Origin of the sequence: Tardiphaga sp. 619_E2_N8_4, from assembly GCF_051810905.1 — a bacterium.
In the GTDB taxonomy this organism is placed as follows: Bacteria; Pseudomonadota; Alphaproteobacteria; order Rhizobiales; family Xanthobacteraceae; genus Tardiphaga; species Tardiphaga robiniae.
The window spans coordinates 4,864,159-4,883,496 of the sequence record NZ_JBPWQJ010000001.1 but is presented as its reverse complement, the minus strand read 5'-3'; the positions used below and the strand labels follow the sequence as shown (position 1 = coordinate 4,883,496).

The following is a 19,338-nucleotide window of genomic DNA, read 5'->3' as shown; positions in this document are numbered from 1 at the left end:
TGGCAGCATGAGAATTTTGCAGTGCGATATAGATCGATTTGATTTTCTTATTAAAGTTCCGCGTTGACCACCGTAAATGAAAAAGGCCGCCAATCGGCGGCCTTTCGCATGTAATTATCTGAAATAACTGGCGAAATTACTCAGCGGCAACCTTCCGCGGCGGATCGAGTGCGCCGGAGTCGTGGATTTCGGTCACCTGATGATCGCTGAAGCCCAGCACCTGCTTGAGGATTTCGTCGGTATGTTCGCCGAGCAGGGGCGAGCGGGTCACTTCGGTAGGGCTTTCCGATAGCTTAATCGGATTACCAACCGACAGATACTTGCCGCGCTCGGGGTGATCGACCTCGACCACGGTGCCGGTGGCGCGGAGCGACTGGTCTTCGGCCAGTTCCTTCATGGACAGGATCGGGCCGCAGGGGATGTCATCCTTGTTGAGGATTTCCATCGCCTCGAACTTGGTCTTGGTCATCGTCCACTGTTCGATGCGCGCGAAGATCGCGTTGAGCTTGGGCAGGCGCACCGCCGGCTTGGCATAGGCCGGGTCGGTCTTCCAGGTCGGTTCGCCGATCACGTCGCAGATCTTCTCCCACACCGGCGCCTGAGTGATGAAGTAGATGTAAGCGTTCGGGTCGGTTTCCCAGCCCTTGCACTTCAGGATGCGACCGGGCTGGCCACCGCCGCTGTCGTTGCCGGCACGCGGCACGGCATCGCCGAACGGAATGCCTTCGCCGAACTGGCTGTATTCCTTGAGCGGGCCATGGGCGAGGCGCTGCTGATCGCGCAGCTTGACGCGCGCGAGATTCAGCACGCCGTCCTGCATCGCGGCGGTGACCTTCTGGCCCTTGCCGGTCTGCGTGCGCTGATACAGCGCGGTGACGATGCCGAGTGCGAGATGCAAGCCAGTGCCGCTATCGCCGATCTGTGCGCCGGTGACGAGCGGCAGGCCGTCGCGGAAGCCGGTGGTGGAAGCTGCGCCGCCGGTGCACTGCGCGACGTTCTCATAGACCTTGCAGTCCTCATAGGGACCAGGACCAAACCCCTTGATCGAGGCGACGATCATCTTCGGGTTGATCTGCTGAATCTTTTCGAACGGGAAGCCCATGCGGTCGAGTACGCCCGGTCCGAAGTTCTCGACGAGAACATCGCACTCTTTCATCAGCGCGGTGAGCACTTCCTTGCCCTTCGGGTTCTTGGTGTCGAGGGTGATCGAGCGCTTGTTGTGGTTCAGCATGGTAAAATACAGGCTGTCCACATTCGGCACGTCCTGCAATTGGCCGCGGGTGATGTCGCCAACGCCGGGCCGTTCGACCTTGATCACATCGGCGCCGAACCATGCCAGCAACTGCGTGCAGGTCGGGCCAGATTGAACGTGGGTGAAGTCCAGAATGCGAACGCCTTTGAGCGCCTGTGTCATTGTTTTGCTCCCGTAAACTAGTTTTGCCGCCTCGGCATATGAGAAAAGGAGACGGGGTCTCGCGACCCCGCCTGATGTGTTATTTCTTCTTGCTGAGCACGCTTTGTGGATTGAGGTTGCCGATACGGCCGCTCTCGCTGCCGGCCGCCGGATCGATCACCGCATTGATGAGCGTCGGCTTGCCGGAATCCATCGCCGCATTGACGGCGCGCTTGAGTTCGTCGGGCGAGGTCGCGTTCACGCCGATGCCGCCGAAGGCTTCCATCATCTTGTCGTAGCGCGAGCCCTTGACGAAGACCGTCGGTGCCACGTCGGAACCGCCGGTCGGATTGACGTCGGTGCCGCGATAGATACCGTCATTATTGAAGACAACGATGCAGACCGGCAGATTGTAGCGGCAGATCGTCTCCACCTCCATGCCGGAGAAACCGAAGGCGCTGTCGCCTTCGATCGCGAGCACGGGCTTGCCGGTCTCGACGGCCGCAGCGATGCAATAACCCATGCCGATGCCCATGATGCCCCAGGTGCCGACATCGATGCGCTTGCGCGGCTGATACATGTCGACGATGCCGCGGGCGAGGTCGAGCGTGTTGGCGCCTTCGTTGACGAGCATCGCGTCGGGACGTTCGGCGATGATGGTGCGCAGAACACCAAGCGCGCCGTGGTAATCCATCGGCGAGTTGTTGTTCATCAGCTTCGGCGCCATCTTCGCGACGTTCTCGTCGCGCTTCGTGGTGACTGCTGATGTCCAGTCGGACGATGCCTTCTGCCAGCTTTTGCCCATGCCATCGAGCAGGGCAGTGACGCAGGAGCCGATATCGCCAACGACGGGCGCGACGATCTCGACGTTGGAATCCATTTCCTTCGGCTCGATATCGATCTGGATGAACTTCTTAGGTGCGCTGCCCCAGGCCTTGCCCTTGCCGTGCGACAGCAGCCAATTCAGGCGTGCGCCGATCAGCATGACGACGTCGCTGTCTTTCAGGACCGTCGAACGTGCAGCACCCGCACACTGCGGATGGGTGTCGGGCAGAAGGCCCTTGGCCATGCTCATGGGCAGGAACGGAATGCCGGAGGTTTCGACCAGCGCCTTCACGGCATCGTCAGCCTGCGCATAAGCGGCGCCTTTGCCGAGAATGATCAGCGGCTTCTTCGCCGATTTCAGCACCTCGAGTGCGCGCTTGATCGAATCCGTGGCAGGGATCTGCGCCGGCGCGGCGTCGATCACCTTCACCAGCGATTTCTTGCCCGCATCGGCATTCATCACCTGACCGAACAGTTTGGCGGGCAGATCGAGATAGACGCCGCCCGGACGGCCGGACACTGCAGCGCGGATCGCGCGGGCGAGGCCGATGCCGATGTCGGCCGCGTGCAGCACGCGGAACGCGGCCTTACACAGCGGCTTGGCGATCGCGAGCTGATCCATTTCCTCGTAGTCGCCCTGCTGCAGATCGACGATCTCACGCTCGGACGAGCCGGAGATCAGGATCATCGGGAAGCAGTTGGTGGTAGCATGGGCCAGCGCCGTAAGGCCGTTGAGGAAGCCGGGTGCCGACACGGTCAAACAGACGCCAGGCTTCTTGGTGAGATAGCCGGCGATCGATGCGGCATAGCCGGCGGCCTGTTCGTGACGGAACGACAGCACCCGGATCCCCTCGGCCTGCGCCATGCGGCCGAAGTCGGTAATCGGAATGCCCGGCACGCCATAGATCGTGTTGAGGCCATTGAGCTTGAGTGCATCGATGATCAGATGGAAGCCATCGGTCAATTCCTGCTCGGCGGCTGCGTTGGTATCGATGCTCTGGACTACTGCGGACATCCCGCTCTCCCTGACTTTTCTTGTGACTGTTGGTCGTTGCTCAATTGGACGTGGTGCGGAGTGGTGAACCGTCGCGAGACGGCGCTTACGTAAACAATTCCTGGCCGTGGGCTTCAACATAAGAAGCCAGACCGAGCGTGTGATCGCGCGCGCGCTTTTCCGCGAGCTCGGTGTTGCGCTCCTCAAGCGCTTCGATGATGGCCAGATGTTCGGGCAGGGACGTCGCGGTACGGTCCGTGCGTCCGATCGTCAGCTGACGATAGCCACGCACATGCAGTAGAATATCGTTGGTCATATCGACCAGCACTGGCGACTCGCTGAGCGAGATCAGTGCCTGGTGGAAAGCGATATTCGCTTTCGAATATTCCTCAACGTGGTCCTGTGGCAGACGGTCCTTGTTGAAGTCCTTGAAGAAGTCGCGCAGCGCCGAGATATCTTTTTTGCGTGCGGTGGTCGTGATCAGACGCGCGGCCATGCTTTCCAGCGCCGCCCAGGCGCGGATCATGTCGACGATCTCGACCTTGGTCTTTCTGACAACGACGATGCCGCGGCGTGGCACAGTCTTTACGAAGCCATCCTGCTCCAACATCGCAATGGCTTCGCGGATAGGCGTGCGGCTGACACCGAGTCGTTCCGACAATGCACGCTCGTCAAGCATCACCGGATCGGGCGAGGTGTAGATGTCCATCTTAAGAATGGCTTCTTTCAAGGCTTCATAGGCCTTGGTCTTGAAGCTGGTCTCCGGTGCAATCCGAACGATCGCGATATCGGCTTCAGACATGACGGACGGCGCCTTGGTTTGTTTTCGCGTGGGCATGAATCATCTCCAGTCGAGATGTCCTACCACAGAAATAACGTCAAGAATTTTTGGCATACCAGATGCCAGCATGTCAAGATGACAGCTATTTCAGCAATTTTGCGCTGCAACGCGCCTTGACAATCAAGTTTCTGGCATACCAAATGCCATCAATCCGTCTATTGGAAAAGACGTGAAGGAGGAAGCCATGTCCCAATCGAATCTTGCCGTCAAAGAAGCAACACCATCGGCGAAACAGGCCGTCCGCAAAGTTCTCGATGCGGTCAAAGCCGACAAGCGCACCAGCCTGACCGCCCCCGAGGGCAAGCTTGTGTGTGACGCATACGGCATTCCCGTGCCGAAAGAAGGCGTGGCCACCTCAGCCGCTGACGCTGCCAAGATGGCAAGCGGCATGGGCTTCCCGGTCGTGATGAAGATCGTCTCGCCGGACATTCTCCACAAGACTGAAGCGGGCGGTGTCATTGTCGGCGTCAAGACCGCCGAAGACGCGCAGAAAGCTTACGACACCATTCTGGCCAATGCCAAGAAGTACAAGGCCGATGCCAAGATAGAAGGTATCCAGGTTCAGCAGATGCTGATGGGCGGCACCGAAGTGATCATCGGTTCGATCACCGATGGTTCGTTCGGCAAGCTGGTGGCCTTCGGCCTCGGCGGCGTGCTCGTCGAAGTGCTGAAGGACGTCACTTTCCGTCTCGCGCCCGCGACCAATGATGACGCGCTGTCGATGCTCGATGGCATTCAGGCCGCCGAGATGCTGCATGGCGTACGCGGCGGCGATCCCGCCAACCGCGAGGCGCTGGCTGACATCATCGTCAAGGTATCGCAGCTCGTCAGCGATTTCCCGGAAATGGTCGAACTCGATCTCAACCCGGTCTTCGCCACCAAGAAAGACGCCATTGCCGCCGACGTGCGCATCGTCGTCGACTTCGACTACAAACCGCGCCCCGCGCCGCGCTCCAACGCCGAAATCGTCACGGCGATGAACCGCATCATGATGCCGAAGGCCGTCGCTGTGATCGGCGCTTCCGCCGAAGATGGCAAGATCGGTAATTCGGTGATGAAGAACCTCATCAACGGCGGCTACAAGGGCGACATCTACCCGATCCATCCGAAGGCCGAAGAGATCATGGGCCGCAAGGCCTATAAGAGCGTCAAGGATGTTCCGGGCGTGATCGACACCGCGGTATTCGCGATTCCTGCCAAGTTCGTGGCCGGCGCGCTGATCGAATGCGGCGAGAAGAAAATTCCGGGCGCGGTGCTGATCCCGTCGGGCTTTGCCGAAGCCAACGAGCCTGCATTGCAGGAAGAGATCGTCGAAATCGGCAAGAAATATGACGTCCGTCTGATGGGGCCGAATATCTATGGCTTCTATTATACGCCGGCCAATCTCTGCGCGACTTTCTGTACGGCCTATGACGTGAAGGGTTCGGCGGCATTGTCGTCGCAGTCCGGCGGCATCGGTATGGCGATCATTGGCTTCTCGCGCTCTGCCAAGATGGGCGTGTCGGCGATCGTCGGTCTCGGCAACAAGTCGGATATCGACGAGGACGATCTGCTCGCCTTCTTCGAGCAGGATCCCAACACCACGATCATCGCGCAGCACTGCGAGGATCTGAAGGATGGCCGTGCCTTCGCCGAAGCCGCCAAGCGCGTCTCCAAGATCAAGCCGGTTGTCGTCCTGAAGGCCGGCCGCACCTCGGCCGGCGCCAAGGCGGCCTCGTCGCATACCGGCGCACTTGCCGGCAACGACAAGATCTATGAGGACGTGCTGAAGCAGTCGGGGGTCATTCGCGCCCGCTCGCTGCGCCAGCTGCTCGAATTCGCTCGTGGCATTCCCGTGCTGCCGACGCCGAAGGGCGAGAACGTGCTGATTATCACCGGTGCCGGTGGGTCGGGCGTGCTGCTGTCGGATGCGGTGGTCGATAACGGCATGTCGCTGATGGCGATGCCGCCGGATCTGGATGCGGCGTTCCGCAAGTTCATTCCGCCGTTCGGTGCCGCCGGCAACCCGGTCGACATCACCGGTGGCGAACCGCCGATCACTTACGTCAACACCGTGAAGCTGGGTCTCACCGATGATCGCATCCACTCGCTGATCCTCGGCTACTGGCACACGATCGTGACGCCGCCGATGGTGTTCGCGCGCAACATGGTCGAGATCAAGAACGAGATGAAGGCCAAGGGCATCGAGAAGCCGATGGTGGCTTCGCTTGCGGGCGACGTGGAAGTCGAGGAAGCCGCCGAATATCTCTACCAGAACGGCATTCCGGCTTACGCTTATTCGACCGAACTCCCGGTCGAGGTGCTTGGTGCCAAGTACAAGTGGGCACGCGGAGCGGGCCTGCTGTAAGCAGCTTCGACCTATACACAAAAACAAAGCGCCGTCCGGGAAACCGGGCGGCGCTTTTTGCGTTTGCGGTTCTGGCTAGACGATCACCGGCTGCTCGGCGACGCCCTCGCGGCCGAAGATGCGCAGATAGCGTTCGATCTCCGCAGGGCTGCTGCCGGTGGTCTTGGCCGGATTGTCCGACAGCTTCACGGCCGAGCGGCCGTTGGCATAGGTGACCTTGCAGACCAGGCTGATCGGGTCGAGTGAATCGAGCCCGCGCGGATGCGCGCCGCGGAAGTCGTTGGTGGCCATGGTGCCCCAGCCGAAGCTCTCGCGGATGCGCCCACGGAAACGCTGATGCAGATCGATCATCAGATCGACTTCGAGACCGTCGCTGAACATCGCGCGCTTCTTGCGCGGATCCTCGCCACGCATCGCGTACCAGGCGATCATCTCTTCGCCCGCCGCAACCGGCTCCTTGCTGTCCATGCGCATGCCGGTCCATTGTGAGGCCCAGGGCGGTGCGTCGCGCAGGAACTGCGTCATGCCGAACGTATCGGGCAGAATGATCAGCAATTCGCCGTCATAGACCTCCTGCCATTTCGCCAGCACGTCATATTGCGCGGTCTTCAGCTGTTCGTCGTTTTCGGCGAGACAGGCGAACACCATCGGCAGTTCGTGCGAATTGGTGCCGATGGCCTCGAATGAATGCTTGAAAGCGAGCAGGGCGTTCGACGTTCCGACGAAGCTGCGGCCAAGCTCGTTGGCCATCGCGTCCGTCACCCATTCTTGCCACAGGAAGCCGTGGCGGCGACGGGTGCCGAATTCCGCGAGCCGCATGTCCGGATAGGATTTCAGCTTCTTGATCTTGTTCCAGATCTTGGTCTTGGTCTGGGCGTAGAGAATATCCAGCTCGAACTTGTCCAGCGTGGCCATGGCGATCCGCGATCGCAGCTCGCTGACGATGGCGAGGGCGTAGATCTCCCACATCGTGACTTCAGCCCAGTCACCTTCGAAGGTGAGGACATATTGACCATCGATGGTCTCAAGCTTGTAGTCAGGCAACCTGAAGCTGCGCAGATATTCGATGTATTCAGGACGGAAGATGTCGCGACGGCCATAGAAGCGGTTGCCGGCCAGCCAGATCAGTTCGTTCTCGCGGAATGAAAGCGTGCGGGCATGATCGAGCTGCGCGCGCAGCACCGCTTCCGGAATGATCTCGGCAAGGCGGACGGTTTTGGTCCGATTGATCAGGCCGAAGGTCACAGGCACCTTCGGATAAAGCATCCAGATGAATTGATGCATCAGGAATTTGTAGAAGTCGGTGTCCAGCAGCGACCGGATGATCGGATCAAGCCGGTAGTTGTGATTGTGGACCCGGGTGGCGAAATCCATCATGGCAACGCCACTCCTGGTAACGTGCCTGATCGTGGCACCTGCACCGAAACGGCAGTGGCCGCATCGCTGACGCTGTCTTTGCAGCAGTTCATTAAATTGGCGTATCCGCCGGGTTTATCGATGTCAACGCAAGCGCTGAACGGCGCTTTCACAATCGAGGATTGTCGTGGCAGCCCAGCGTTTGTCCATCTGTTTTTGGCCCTGATCCTGCATCTGCGGGCATTGCGCAGAATTGTTTGCATGCTTACGATTTCCACCTGCCGGTGGGCGCCCCGAAACGATGAAGGACAGCACCATGAAAGTCGTCGATCTCTCCCACGTCATGAACATCCACACGCCCGGCTGGGTCGGCTATGCCGGCAACAAGATGTATTATGCGCAGAACCTGCAGACGCAGATGATCGTGGCGCAGCGGATCGAGACGGCGCTGCATGCCGGCACCCATTTCGACGGCGCGATGCATGCCACCGACGGGCGCAAGGGCGACATGGCCTCGCTGCCGCTGGACTACCTGTTCAATCGCGGCGTTGTCGTCGATATCTCCAGCCAGATGCACGACTGGGCGGTGATCACGCCTGAGATGCTTGAGAAGTCCGGCGCGGATATTCGCGAAGGTGACATTCTGATCCTGCACACCGGCTGGCATAAATATTACGAAGGCCAGGCGCAGCAGGATCTGGTGAAGTACTTCTGCTATCACCCCGGTCCGAACCTCGACACGCTGCACTGGATGCTGGAGAAGAAGATCAAGTGGTTCGGCATGGACACCGGCTCCTGCGATCACTCGATGAACACCTCGATCCGCAACATGCGGCCGGACATCGCTGCGCAGTTCACCAAGAAGCACGGCAAGACGCCGGCGGAATTCTTCGGCACGTTTGAGTATAATCACAAGCTCTCGGGCCGCCACGTGACTGCCGACATGTTTCCGTTCCACAATTACGCGTTCCAGGAAGGCTTGTTGCATGCCGAGAATATCGGCGGCGACATCGAGCTAATGCTGAACCAGCGTTGCCTGATCGGCGCATTCCCGTGGCGCTATGATGGGCTTGAGTCATGTCCGTGTCGTATCCTGTGCTTCACGGATACGGGCGATGCCTCGGTGGAAGCCATGGGGAACGCGGCGAAGGCGATCATGGGGTGATGTAGTTTAGGTCCACACCGTCATGGCCGTGGCTCGTCCTGGCCATCCCCGTCCGTCTGGACTAGCGGCCAAGTCGTGGATGCCCGGGACACGCCCGGGCATGACGTGGAGAGGTCGGTGGATCGTTGTCTAGCGCCTCAGCCTCGCATCTGGCGCGTTTGCCTGCAGTGTATTCTGAATCGCCTCGCGGAGCAGGGGATAGTCCGCACGATCCCAGTCCGACATTCGCACGTCCGCCAAAAGCGCCGCTGACTTGCCGAACACGACGATGCGGTCGCCCACCGCCATGGCCTCTTCGAGCTGATGCGTAATCAGGATCGCGGTCGATTTGAACTCCCGTGCCAGATCGACGAAGGTCTTGCGCAGCTCGTTGGCGGTGACTTCATCGAGCGCACTGAAAGACTCATCCGCCAGTAGAATTTCCGGCTGCACGGCGAAAGCTCGAGCGATGGCCACGCGTTGCCGCATGCCGCCGGAGAGTTCACGTGGATAGGCGTTCGCGAATTTTTCCAATCCCAGCCGCTTCAGCCATGTCATCGCGCGCTCCTGCTGAACATCTTCGGCGATGCCGATCAGTTCGAGCGGGAGCTTGACGTTATCAAGCGCGGAGCGCCACGGAAACAGCCGGTCCTGCTGGAAGATCGTCGCGATCTTGCCGCGGAAAGCGTTGAAGTCGTCATAGGGTGTTTTTCCGCCGATGGTAATGCTGCCGGCGGTGGGATGTTCGAGGCCGATCAACAGATCGAACAGCGTTGACTTTCCGCAGCCGGTCTTGCCGACTATGGCGATGAGTTCGCCGGGATCGATCCGCAGCGACAATTGGTCGATGGCCGTGATCGACTGGCCGGAGGTGGTCTGGCGAAATACCTTGCGCAACTGCGCGATCTCGATGGGCGCTGAAGCTGCCGTCATGCCCGCCACCGCAATACATGTGTTTCGAGCCTGACGAGCAACGCTTCAAGGAAGAACAGCAGCACGACCAGCACGAGCGTCCAGGCAAACACGTCAGCCACCGAGAACAATTCCTGGGCGACCGAGAGCTGATGCCCGATGCCGGTCACTGCGCCGACGAGTTCAGCGATGGTCACGACGCGTATGGCGAGGCTGAGGGTGATCTTCCAGCTCGTGATGATCCCCGGCGTGATCGCTGGCAGCATCAGCTTGTGAAAGAACTGCAACGGCGTCGGCCTGAATGAGCGGATCATCTGCTTCAGGTCACGCGACACCTCGCGCATGTTGTCGAGGGCGTCGACCGTGAAAACCGGTGCGCAGACCACAACCAGCACGAAGACGATGCGGAATTCGACGCCCTTGAACCACAGCACCGCGAACAGGATCCAGGAGACGACCGGTACCGCCATCAGGATCCGCACCATCGGCCGCAGATATTTCTCGATGCTTTCGGACAGATACATCAGCACCGCCACCAGCAGTCCGATGACGAAGGAAACGACCAGTGACAGCAACACACGGCCGAGCGTCACCGCGACGTCGAGCGGGGTGATCTTAGCAAGGCTCTGTGCAATGCGGCCGAGGCCCGGGATCGCGAAAGCGGGGATACCCAGCGACGGCGCGAGATAGGACATGACCTGCCAGACCGCTGCGAAGAGGACGATAGATATGATCGTCTCGCGCGGCAGGCTGGAGATCATCCGGCTTCGCGGTGACCTTTCGAAGACCGGTTCCTCGAATCGCGTGGCAGGTCTCGGCTCGTCAGGGGGCATAGATGATTGCTTCGTCAGGCAGCTTTGGATGGAAGCCGGCGGCGACGGCGCGCTCGAATGTATCCCAGATGCTCTTGCGCTCGGTGGCGTCCCAGGCTGGCTTGGCGTCGAAGTCCCAGCGCTTGGCGAGCACGGCTTCCTTCAAGATGCCAGGCGGCAGCTTCACGGTCTCGACCGCGATCTTGTCAGCACCATCCGGATCGCTGCGCAGATATTTGGTGACGTCCGCCAGCGCCGCGACGAATTTCTTGGGCGCATCCGGGGCTTTCTTGATGGTGTCCTCGCGCATGGCATAGACCAGCTCCCAGCCGGTGGTGCCCGCAATCTCCTTCCATCCGTCATTGGCGTTGAAGATGATCTTCAGCGAGGGATCGTCCTTCATCATCATGGTGGCGATCGGCTCGATGATCATCGCGGCATCGACGCGGCCGGCGGCAAGCTGCGCACGCGCTACAGCAAAGTTCGCGTTGACCAATGTCATGTCCTTCGCGAGGTCCATCTTTTTGGATTTCGCGTAGATCGACAGGATCTGGAATTGCCCGCTGCCCATGTCGGCGGCGAGTTGCTTGCCTTTGAGGTCGGCCAGCGACTTGATGGCCGGGTCCTTGGTGATGATGACGAGATCGGCGAGCGTGGCACCTGTTGCGACGATTTGCAGCGGCACGCCTTCGAGGCGCAGCTTCTGGAAGTAGGTGGGCCCGCCGATCAGCGTGTCGATTTCGCCGGTGGCGAGGCCCGCATAATAAGAGGAGAAAGAAGGATAGACCTGAACTTCGGCCTGGAAACCGTTCTTGGTATCGAACTTCTGCGCCTTCATGATGTTGATGATGATCGGCGCGAAGACGGGAAGTGTCAGGCTACCCACGCGGATTTTTGTCGGCGCCTGCGCCTGCGAATTTGTTGTGAGCGCGGTGCTCATCAGCGTAGCAGCCGTGCCCATTGTGAAGGCGCGTCGCGAAAGTCCGGTCATGACATCTCCTCAAGAAACGTTGTGGCGCGTGGCTTTTCGATCGGTTTATGCGGCGGTGCGATATTTGTTTGTTTGCAAACGATATGCCAAAATTGAATCCACTAAATCCTCTTGCAGTCATGAAATAACGCTACTAGCATTTCGTTTGTGTGCAAATGAAATCTGCTCTGACTGCAGGAGGCGACGATGCCGCACGTGACGACTGCCGACGGGACGCAACTCTATTATGAGGAAGTCGGCACCGGGAGTCCTGTGGTTTTCGTTCATGAGTATGCGGGAGATTACCGCACCTGGGAGCCGCAGCTTCGTTACTTCTCGCGCTCCTATCGTTGCGTCACCTACAGCCAGCGCGGTTATCCGCCATCGGATGTACCGACCGATCCAGCGCGTTACGGCCAGGATATTGCACGCGATGACGTCATCGCACTGATGGATGCACTGAAGATCGACAAGGCGCATATCGTCGGTCATTCCATGGGCGCATCGACGGCGCTGCATGTCGGCATTCACTATCCGGATCGTTGTTTGTCGGTGACCGCTGCAAGCTGCGGTTACGGCTCCAGTCCCGATCCTGCCTTTGTGGAGCAGGGCCGTGCAGCCTCGCGCGAGACCGCAAAAATGTTCGAGACGGTCGATTTTCCGACCGCTGCAGCGCGCTATGCCGATGGTGCAACGCGTCAGACGCACAAGAACAAGGACCCGCGTGGTTTCGCCGAGTTTGCGCGCATGCTGGCGAATCATTCTCCGGTCGGGCACGCGCTGACCATGCGCGAGCTGCAGGCCAAGCGGCCGATGCTGTGGGAGATGAAGCCGCAACTCGAGAAATTCACGCCGCCACTGCTGATCATCGTTGGCGACGAGGACGATTGGTGCCTCGATCCCAGCATCTTTCTCAAGCGTACGGTGCCGACAGCAGGTCTTCTGGTATTGCCGCGTGCCGGCCATACCATCACCAGCGAAGAGCCGGCGGCATTCAATGCAGCGCTGGCTGAGCTTTTCCCGGCGGCCGAGTCCGGTCGCTGGATGTCGCACAAGCCGGCGGCCTGAGCGATGAGCACGCCCGGCGATATCGTCATTGATATTGCGGACGGCATCGCGACGCTGCGTCTGGCCAATCCGGCACGACGTAACGCGATCTCCACGGCGATGTGGAACAAGATCGCCGCCTTTGCCGGCGACGTCGCCACCCGCAAGGATATCCGTGTCGTGGTCATCCGCGGCGAGGGCGACCTGATGTTTTCCGCAGGCGCAGACATTTCCGACTTTGCCACGGCTCGATCAGGCGAGGGCAATGCCCGGGCCTATGACGATCTGGTCGAGAATACCTGTCTGGCGATCGAGGCGATCCCGCAGCCGACCATCGGCCTGATCTATGGCGGCTGCATGGGTGCCGGGTCATCCGTTGCTGCGAGTTGCGACATGCGCGTTGCTGCGGATGATGCCTTCTTCGCAGTACCCGCCGCCAAGCTTGGTCTGGGCTACGATCCGCGCGGTATCGCGCGCTTTATCCGCGTGTTCGGCGCCGGTGCGACGCGGCAAGTCTTGTTCACGGCGGATCGTCTGCCTGCCATACGCGCTCATGCGCTGGGCGCTGTGCATATCATCGCACCGAAGGCTGACATTGAATCGCTGGCCGGCGAGCTTGCAAGGAAGATCGCGGGCAATGCGCCGCTGACCATCAAGGCGGCCAAGGCTGCGATCCGTGCACTCAGCACCAACAACGCCGAACTCCTGGCTGAAGCCGAGCAGTTCTATGCCGCGGCCGACGCCAGCGCCGACTACGCCGAAGGCCGCAAGGCCTTTGCCGAGAAACGACCCCCGCGCTTTACAGGAAGCTGATCTACCGACGAATTTTCGTTTTCATTTCCGCCAACCTCAGAAGGACACGCACATGGATCTCCAACTCAAAGGCAAATGCGCTCTCGTCACCGGCGGCAGCGAAGGTATCGGCAAGGCGATCGCCATGACGCTGGCAAAGGAGGGCGTTAATGTCGCCATCTGCGCCCGCCGCATGGAGCCACTGGAAAAGACTGCTGAAGAAATCCGCAACGCCTATGGGGTGACGGTGGTCGCGATTACCGCCGACCTCACCAAGGATGCGGATGCCAAGGCGTTCGTCGAGAAGGCCGCCAAGGAACTCGGCAGCATCGATCTGATGATCAACAATGCCGGTTCGGCGCCGGGCGGTGTGATCGAGACGCTCACCGAAGCCGACTGGGAACAGGCGCTGCAGCTCAAATTCATGGGCTATGTGCGCTGCCTGCGCTACGCGCTGCCCATCATGGTCAAGCAGGGTGGTGGCCGCGTGGTCAATCTGATCGGCAATGACGGCGTCAAGCCATCCTATTGGGAAATCGCACCGGGTGCGGCGAACGCTGCCGGCCAGAACATGACCCTGTCGCTCGCAGGTCAGTACGGCCGTCACAACATCTCGTTCTGCGCTGTCAATCCGGGCCCGGTTCGTACCGAGCGCTGGGCCGGCCTCGTCAACGCGATGTCGCGCGACATGAAGATTTCCTACGAGGAAGCCGACAAGCTGGCGCCCGCTTCGATCCCGCTCGGCCGTATCGCCGAAGTCGAGGAAGTTGCAAACCTCGTTGTCATGCTCGCATCGCCACTCGTGCAGATGGCGAACGGCACCATGATCGAAATCGATGGCGGTCAGGACAAGGCGCTGATGGACCGTTTCCGCGATCGGTAGTCGTCAAAACAGGACGCGCGGCGGCGGAATACCCGCCGCGCGGCTCTGCGAAATTACGCCGCAGTTGCGCACGCAATCTGCTGACATTGGATGATCAAAACTTCAGCGGTGTGCTAGGCATGTTGCACCAAGACCAGTCTTGACAACAAAGAGAGTGCGCCGGACTATTTGCGTACAAACTAATTCGCGTTGCAAACATGGGGCTGCAAGCGACGCAAGGGTGAACGGTTGATCCGTTTCTTGCGAAGGCTTCGGCGAGAATCACTTCTATCGCAAACGTCGATCACAACGGAGTTCGATCATGATGACGGCTCGTTCCCTTCACTCACTCGCGATTGCCGGCACAATGGCCGGCGCACTGACATTGTCGTTCGGCCACGCGGTTCTCGCGCAGGACACGATCAAGATCGGTGAGCTCAACAGCTACAAGACACAGACCGCGTTCCTCGATCCCTACAAGAAGGGCTGGGAGCTGGCGATCGAACAGATCAATGCCAAGGGCGGCGTGCTCGGCAAGAAGCTTGAAGTGATTTCGCGCGATGATGGTTCCACGCCGGGCGATGCAGTGCGTGTGGCTGATGAGCTGGTGACGCGCGAAGGCGTCAACATTATCGCCGGCACGTTCCTCTCGCATATCGGTCTCGCGGTGACCGAATTCGCCGGCAAGAAGAAAGTGTTCTTTCTCGCCGCAGAGCCCCTGACCGACAAGATCACCTGGCAGAACGGCAACAAGTATACGTTCCGCCTGCGTGCCACGACCTATATGCAGGTCGCAATGCTGCTGCCGGATGCGCTGGCTGCCAAGAAGAAGCGCTGGGCGCTGGTCTATCCGAACTTCGAATACGGCCAGGCCGCGGTCGCGACCTTCAAGGAAATGATGAAGGCCAAACAGCCTGACATCGAATTCGTCACCGAGCAGGCACCGCCGCTCGGCAAGGTCGATGCCGGCGCCGTGGTGCAGGCCATCGACGATGCCAAGCCGGACGCGATCTTCAACGTGCTGTTCGGCGCGGACTTCTCCAAGCTGGTCCGTGAAGGCACCACACGTGGCGTGTTCAAGGATCGCACCGTCGTAAGCCTTCTGTCGGGCGAACCGGAATATCTCGATCCGGTGAAGGAAGAAGCGCCGGTCGGCTGGATCGTCACCGGCTATCCCTGGGACAAGATCAAGACCCCGGAATACCTGGCTTTCCTGACGGCCTATCAGAAGAAGTACAACGACTATCCGCGTCTTGGTTCGATCGTCGGCTATGTCACGATGACTTCTCTGGCTGCCGGTATCGCCAAGGCAGGTTCGACTGACACCGACAAGCTGATTACGGCCTTCGAAGGTCTGAAGCTCGACAGCCCGTTCGGTCCGTTCATGTATCGCGCCAGCGATCACCAGGCGACCATGGGCGCTTACGTGGGCAAGATCGCGCTTGAAGGCGGCAAGGGCACCATGGCCGACTTCAAATATGTCGATGGTGCATCGGTGCTGCCCAGCGACGCCGAAGTTAAGAAGCTCCGTCCCGCGACCGAGTAACAGGAAGCACGACGATGATCGCCGTTGATACTCTCCCCGCACGTTCAACGCGGGGAGGGGGATTCCTCCGATGAGTTTCAACGCGTTTCTGTTTCAGGCGCTGAACGGCCTGTCGGCCGCCTCCGGCCTGTTCTTCGTGGCCGCCGGGCTGTCGCTGATTTTCGGCGTCACCCGGATCGTCAATATCGCTCACGGGTCCCTCTATATGATCGGGACCTATATCGCCTACAGCATCGCCACCAAGGTCGGCGGTGCCGTCGGCTTCTGGGGCGGCATTGTTCTGACCGCATTGCTGGTGGCCCTGATCGGCGCCGCGATCGAGATCCTTCTGCTACGGCGGATTTATCGCGCGCCTGAGCTGTTTCAATTGCTCGCCACTTTCGCGCTGGTGCTCGTTATCAACGACGCGACGCTGTGGATCTGGGGTCCTGAGGATTTGCTTGGCCCGCGCGCGCCAGGCCTGACCGGCTCCGTCGAGGTGCTCGGCCGTCGGTTGCCCACCTATGACATCTTCCTGATCTTCGTCGGCCCCTTCGTGCTGTGGATGCTGCATCTGGCGCTGGCCAAGACCCGCTTCGGCCGGTTGATGCGCGCAGCGACGCAGGACCGTGAGATGGTGGGCGCGCTCGGTGTCAACCAGGCCATGCTGTTCACGGGCGTGTTCGCGCTCGGCGCTTTGCTCGCTGGCCTTGGCGGCGCGCTGCAGATTGCACGCGAGCCGGCGACGCTGGCGACCGACCTGATCGTGATCGGCGACGCCTTCGTCGTCGTCGTGGTCGGTGGCATGGGTTCGATCTCTGGCGCCTATCTCGCCGCAGTCATCATCGCTGAGGTCAAGGCGCTGTGCATCGGCCTCGGCGTCGTGAATTTTGGCGGCTTCACCGTCAATTTCTCCAAACTGACGCTGGTGGCCGAATTTCTCGTGATGGCCGCGGTGCTGATCGCACGGCCCTACGGCTTGCTCGGTCGGGAGCAGGTGGCTGTGCGCAGTGTCGCGGAGCCCGAAGAGCCGCTACGTCCGGCGACAACTTCCACGAAGATTGCCGGCCTCATTCTTCTCGTTGTCCTCGTATGCCTGCCGCTGATCGCCAAGAGCTCGCCCTATACGCTCGTGCTCGGCATCGACGTGTTGATTGCCGTGCTGTTTGCAACGAGCCTGCATTTCATCATGGGGCCGGGTGGCATGCATTCGTTCGGCCACGCGGCCTATTTTGGCTTGGGTGCTTACGGCGCAGCGCTGCTGGTGAAATGGTTTGCGGCGCCGATGGGGCTCGCACTGGCAGCCGCGCCAGTGCTGGCGCTGGTCGGCGCGCTGCTGTTCGGCTGGTTCGCTGTACGACTGTCCGGTGTCTATCTGGCGATGCTCACGCTCGCCTTCGCCCAGATCGTATGGGCGGCCGTGTTCCAGTGGGAGACGCTGACCGGTGGCTCCAACGGCGTGCTCGGGGTGTGGCCGTCGGCGCCATTCGACAGCCGTGGAGCATTCTATTTCCTGACACTCGCGCTCGCCGCACTCGGCGTGTTGCTGCTCCGCAAATTCCTGTTCGCGCCATTTGGTTACGCGATGCGGGCAGGGCGTGACTCTCCCTTGCGCGCCGAAGCGATCGGTCTTGATGTCAAGCGCGTACACTGGCTTGCTTTCGCCATTGCCGGTGCAGTCTGCGGCATTGCCGGTGGGCTGTTCGCCTTTGCTAAGGGCTCGATCTCGCCGGAGACCATCGGCGTCAGCCGCTCCATTGATGGTCTCGTCATGGTTCTTCTCGGCGGCATCCAGACGCTGACCGGCCCGATTGTCGGTGCGTCGGTCTATGCGGTGCTGCAGGATTTCATGATGCGTTCGACGGAATACTGGCGGGCCTTGCTCGGCGGCATCATTCTGCTGCTGGTGCTTGCGTTCCCGAGTGGCATCGTCGGCGGCTTCGTCAAGCTGATCTCGCGACGAAAGACAACATCGAAGGCCGCATCATGAGCGACCTCGCCATTCGCTCGCTCTCGAAATCCTTCGGCGGCGTGCGCGCCGTCAATGAGGTCTCGTTCGATATCAAGCGTGGTGAATTCCTCGCGCTGATCGGCCCCAACGGCGCCGGCAAGTCGACCTGTTTCAACATGATCAACGGCCAGTTGCCGCCGGATTCCGGCGAGATCTGGTTCGAGGGCGCCAAGCTCAACGGCAGGAAACCGCGCGATATCTGGCGCCTTGGTATCGGTCGTACCTTTCAGGTTGCCGCCACCTTCAACTCGATGACGGTCATCGAGAATGTGCAGATGGCGCTGATCTCCCACGCCAATCAGGTCTACCGGCTGTGGAAGCCGGCATCCTCGCTGCATCGTGAACGCGCGCTGGAACTACTCGCCCAGGTCGGCATGCAGGATGCCGCTGATCGGCCGAGCCGTGAACTGGCTTATGGCGACGTCAAGCGCGTCGAGCTTGCGATTGCGCTCGCGAACGATCCAAGGCTGCTGCTGATGGACGAGCCGACGGCCGGCATGGCGCCCAAGGAGCGCAACGACCTGATTGCGCTGGTGAAACGTCTGGTGATCGAGAAGGGCATCTCCGTGCTGTTCACCGAACATTCGATGGATGTGGTGTTCGCCTTCGCCGATCGCATCATCGTGTTGGCGCGGGGCCGGCTGATCGCCGACGGCGATGCGAAGTCGATCCGCGACAATCCGCAGGTGAGGGAAGTGTATTTCGGCACCGGCAAGACATTCCAGAAATCGGAGGCACATTGATGAGCGCCCCGATGCTCTCGGTCGAAAATCTCGGTGCGTCCTACGGAGCCGCGCAGATCCTTTACGACCTCAGCCTGCAGGTCGGGCGCGGCGAAGTCGTTGCACTGATGGGCCGCAATGGCGCTGGCAAGACCACGACCATGAAGGCCATCATGGGGCTGATGGCGCAGTCTACCGGCAAGATCCGGTTCGATGGCCACGATATCTCCGGCCGGCAGCCTTACGAGATCGCGCGGCTCGGCCTCGGTTTCACGCCGGAGGACCGCCGCATCTTCTCCGATCTGACGGTGCTGGAAAATCTCGATATCGGCCGCCAGCCGCCACGCAAGTTTAGCGACGGCGTGCCGGCGCCGGTCTGGACCGAGGAGAAGTTGTTGGCGCTGTTCCCAAACTTGGGCGAAATGCCGAACCGTCCGGGCGGCCGGATGAGCGGCGGCGAACAGCAGATGCTCACCGTGGCGCGGACGCTGATGGGCAATCCGCTGCTGATCCTGCTCGATGAACCGTCCGAAGGGGTCGCCCCGCTGATCGTCGAGTTGATGGCCAATACCATTCTCGAACTGAAAAAGGCTGGAGTGTCGATCCTGCTGTCGGAGCAGAACGTGCATTTCGCCGAACTGGTCTCGGACAGGGCCTATGTCCTCGAAAAGGGCCAGATCCAATGGAATGGCACGATGGCCGAGCTTGCGGAGAATATTGACATTCAACGCGCTTATTTGACGGTGTAACGACCAAAACTTCAACTGTCGCGGCAACCGAAGATC

At 60.4% G+C, this 19,338-nt stretch carries 16 protein-coding genes; 9 read left to right on the top strand and 7 right to left on the bottom strand.

The genetic code is table 11. From position 1 onward, the window contains the following. Positions 1–136: 136 nt before the first annotated feature. The 3 genes from frc to AB8A23_RS23470 all read right to left on the bottom strand — a co-directional run bounded on the left by frc (position 137) and on the right by AB8A23_RS23470 (position 4,050). Positions 137–1,414: a formyl-CoA transferase gene (frc, locus tag AB8A23_RS23480; protein ID WP_439058077.1), complete on the bottom strand. Its 1,278-nt coding sequence runs from the start codon at positions 1,412–1,414 to the stop codon at positions 137–139. 79 nt (positions 1,415–1,493) lie between these two features. Further along, on the bottom strand, positions 1,494–3,233 hold the full coding sequence (oxc, locus tag AB8A23_RS23475; protein WP_439058078.1) for an oxalyl-CoA decarboxylase: 1,740 nt from the start codon (positions 3,231–3,233) through the stop codon (positions 1,494–1,496). An 85-nt stretch (positions 3,234–3,318) separates the two neighbouring features. Next, positions 3,319–4,050 carry a GntR family transcriptional regulator gene (locus AB8A23_RS23470; RefSeq protein WP_068730533.1) on the bottom strand — a complete coding sequence of 244 codons (732 nt, stop codon included), beginning with the start codon at positions 4,048–4,050 and terminating at the stop codon, positions 3,319–3,321. A gap of 187 nt (positions 4,051–4,237) precedes the next feature. On the opposite strand from AB8A23_RS23470, the gene AB8A23_RS23465 reads away from it, so the two are divergent. Beyond that, positions 4,238–6,400: an acetate--CoA ligase family protein gene (locus tag AB8A23_RS23465; RefSeq protein WP_093759141.1), complete on the top strand. Its 2,163-nt coding sequence runs from the start codon at positions 4,238–4,240 to the stop codon at positions 6,398–6,400. 75 nt (positions 6,401–6,475) lie between these two features. On the opposite strand, the gene pncB is transcribed toward AB8A23_RS23465, so the two are convergent. Beyond that, complete coding sequence (gene pncB / locus AB8A23_RS23460; RefSeq protein WP_093758946.1) at positions 6,476–7,777, bottom strand: nicotinate phosphoribosyltransferase; 1,302 nt, start codon at positions 7,775–7,777, stop codon at positions 6,476–6,478. Between the two features lie 295 nt (positions 7,778–8,072). Between pncB and AB8A23_RS23455 the strand changes: the two genes are divergently transcribed. Then, positions 8,073–8,921: a cyclase family protein gene (locus AB8A23_RS23455; RefSeq protein WP_170849696.1), complete on the top strand. Its 849-nt coding sequence runs from the start codon at positions 8,073–8,075 to the stop codon at positions 8,919–8,921. Positions 8,922–9,050: 129 nt separating this feature from the next. On the opposite strand, the gene AB8A23_RS23450 is transcribed toward AB8A23_RS23455, so the two are convergent. From AB8A23_RS23450 to AB8A23_RS23440, 3 genes are all read right to left on the bottom strand, one after another. Further along, positions 9,051–9,833, bottom strand: coding sequence for an ABC transporter ATP-binding protein (locus tag AB8A23_RS23450; protein ID WP_439058079.1), 783 nt, complete (start codon positions 9,831–9,833; stop codon positions 9,051–9,053). Beyond that, positions 9,830–10,573, bottom strand: coding sequence for an ABC transporter permease (locus tag AB8A23_RS23445; RefSeq protein WP_439058080.1), 744 nt, complete (start codon positions 10,571–10,573; stop codon positions 9,830–9,832). Before AB8A23_RS23445 ends, AB8A23_RS23450 begins: the two co-directional genes overlap by 4 nt. Before the next feature lie 61 nt (positions 10,574–10,634). Beyond that, positions 10,635–11,615: an ABC transporter substrate-binding protein gene (locus AB8A23_RS23440; RefSeq protein WP_439058081.1), complete on the bottom strand. Its 981-nt coding sequence runs from the start codon at positions 11,613–11,615 to the stop codon at positions 10,635–10,637. A 186-nt stretch (positions 11,616–11,801) separates the two neighbouring features. On the opposite strand from AB8A23_RS23440, the gene AB8A23_RS23435 reads away from it, so the two are divergent. The 7 genes from AB8A23_RS23435 (at position 11,802) to AB8A23_RS23405 (ending at position 19,302) form a co-directional block, all read left to right on the top strand. Continuing rightward, complete coding sequence (locus AB8A23_RS23435) at positions 11,802–12,662, top strand: alpha/beta fold hydrolase (RefSeq protein WP_439058082.1); 861 nt, start codon at positions 11,802–11,804, stop codon at positions 12,660–12,662. A gap of 3 nt (positions 12,663–12,665) precedes the next feature. Next, on the top strand, positions 12,666–13,454 hold the full coding sequence (locus tag AB8A23_RS23430) for an enoyl-CoA hydratase-related protein (RefSeq protein WP_175367399.1): 789 nt from the start codon (positions 12,666–12,668) through the stop codon (positions 13,452–13,454). A 52-nt stretch (positions 13,455–13,506) separates the two neighbouring features. Continuing rightward, positions 13,507–14,316 carry an SDR family NAD(P)-dependent oxidoreductase gene (locus AB8A23_RS23425; RefSeq protein WP_089267123.1) on the top strand — a complete coding sequence of 270 codons (810 nt, stop codon included), beginning with the start codon at positions 13,507–13,509 and terminating at the stop codon, positions 14,314–14,316. A 304-nt stretch (positions 14,317–14,620) separates the two neighbouring features. Continuing rightward, the gene (locus AB8A23_RS23420) at positions 14,621–15,841 is read left to right on the top strand and encodes an ABC transporter substrate-binding protein (RefSeq protein ID WP_120291209.1); all 1,221 of its coding nucleotides are present in this window, start codon (positions 14,621–14,623) and stop codon (positions 15,839–15,841) included. A 70-nt stretch (positions 15,842–15,911) separates the two neighbouring features. Then, positions 15,912–17,810: an ABC transporter permease gene (locus AB8A23_RS23415; protein WP_439058083.1), complete on the top strand. Its 1,899-nt coding sequence runs from the start codon at positions 15,912–15,914 to the stop codon at positions 17,808–17,810. Next, complete coding sequence (locus AB8A23_RS23410) at positions 17,807–18,574, top strand: ABC transporter ATP-binding protein (protein ID WP_116660388.1); 768 nt, start codon at positions 17,807–17,809, stop codon at positions 18,572–18,574. Before AB8A23_RS23415 ends, AB8A23_RS23410 begins: the two co-directional genes overlap by 4 nt. Beyond that, positions 18,574–19,302 (top strand): ABC transporter ATP-binding protein, encoded by a 729-nt coding sequence (locus tag AB8A23_RS23405; protein WP_439058084.1) that lies wholly within the window; start codon positions 18,574–18,576, stop codon positions 19,300–19,302. Before AB8A23_RS23410 ends, AB8A23_RS23405 begins: the two co-directional genes overlap by 1 nt. Positions 19,303–19,338 lie beyond the last annotated feature (36 nt).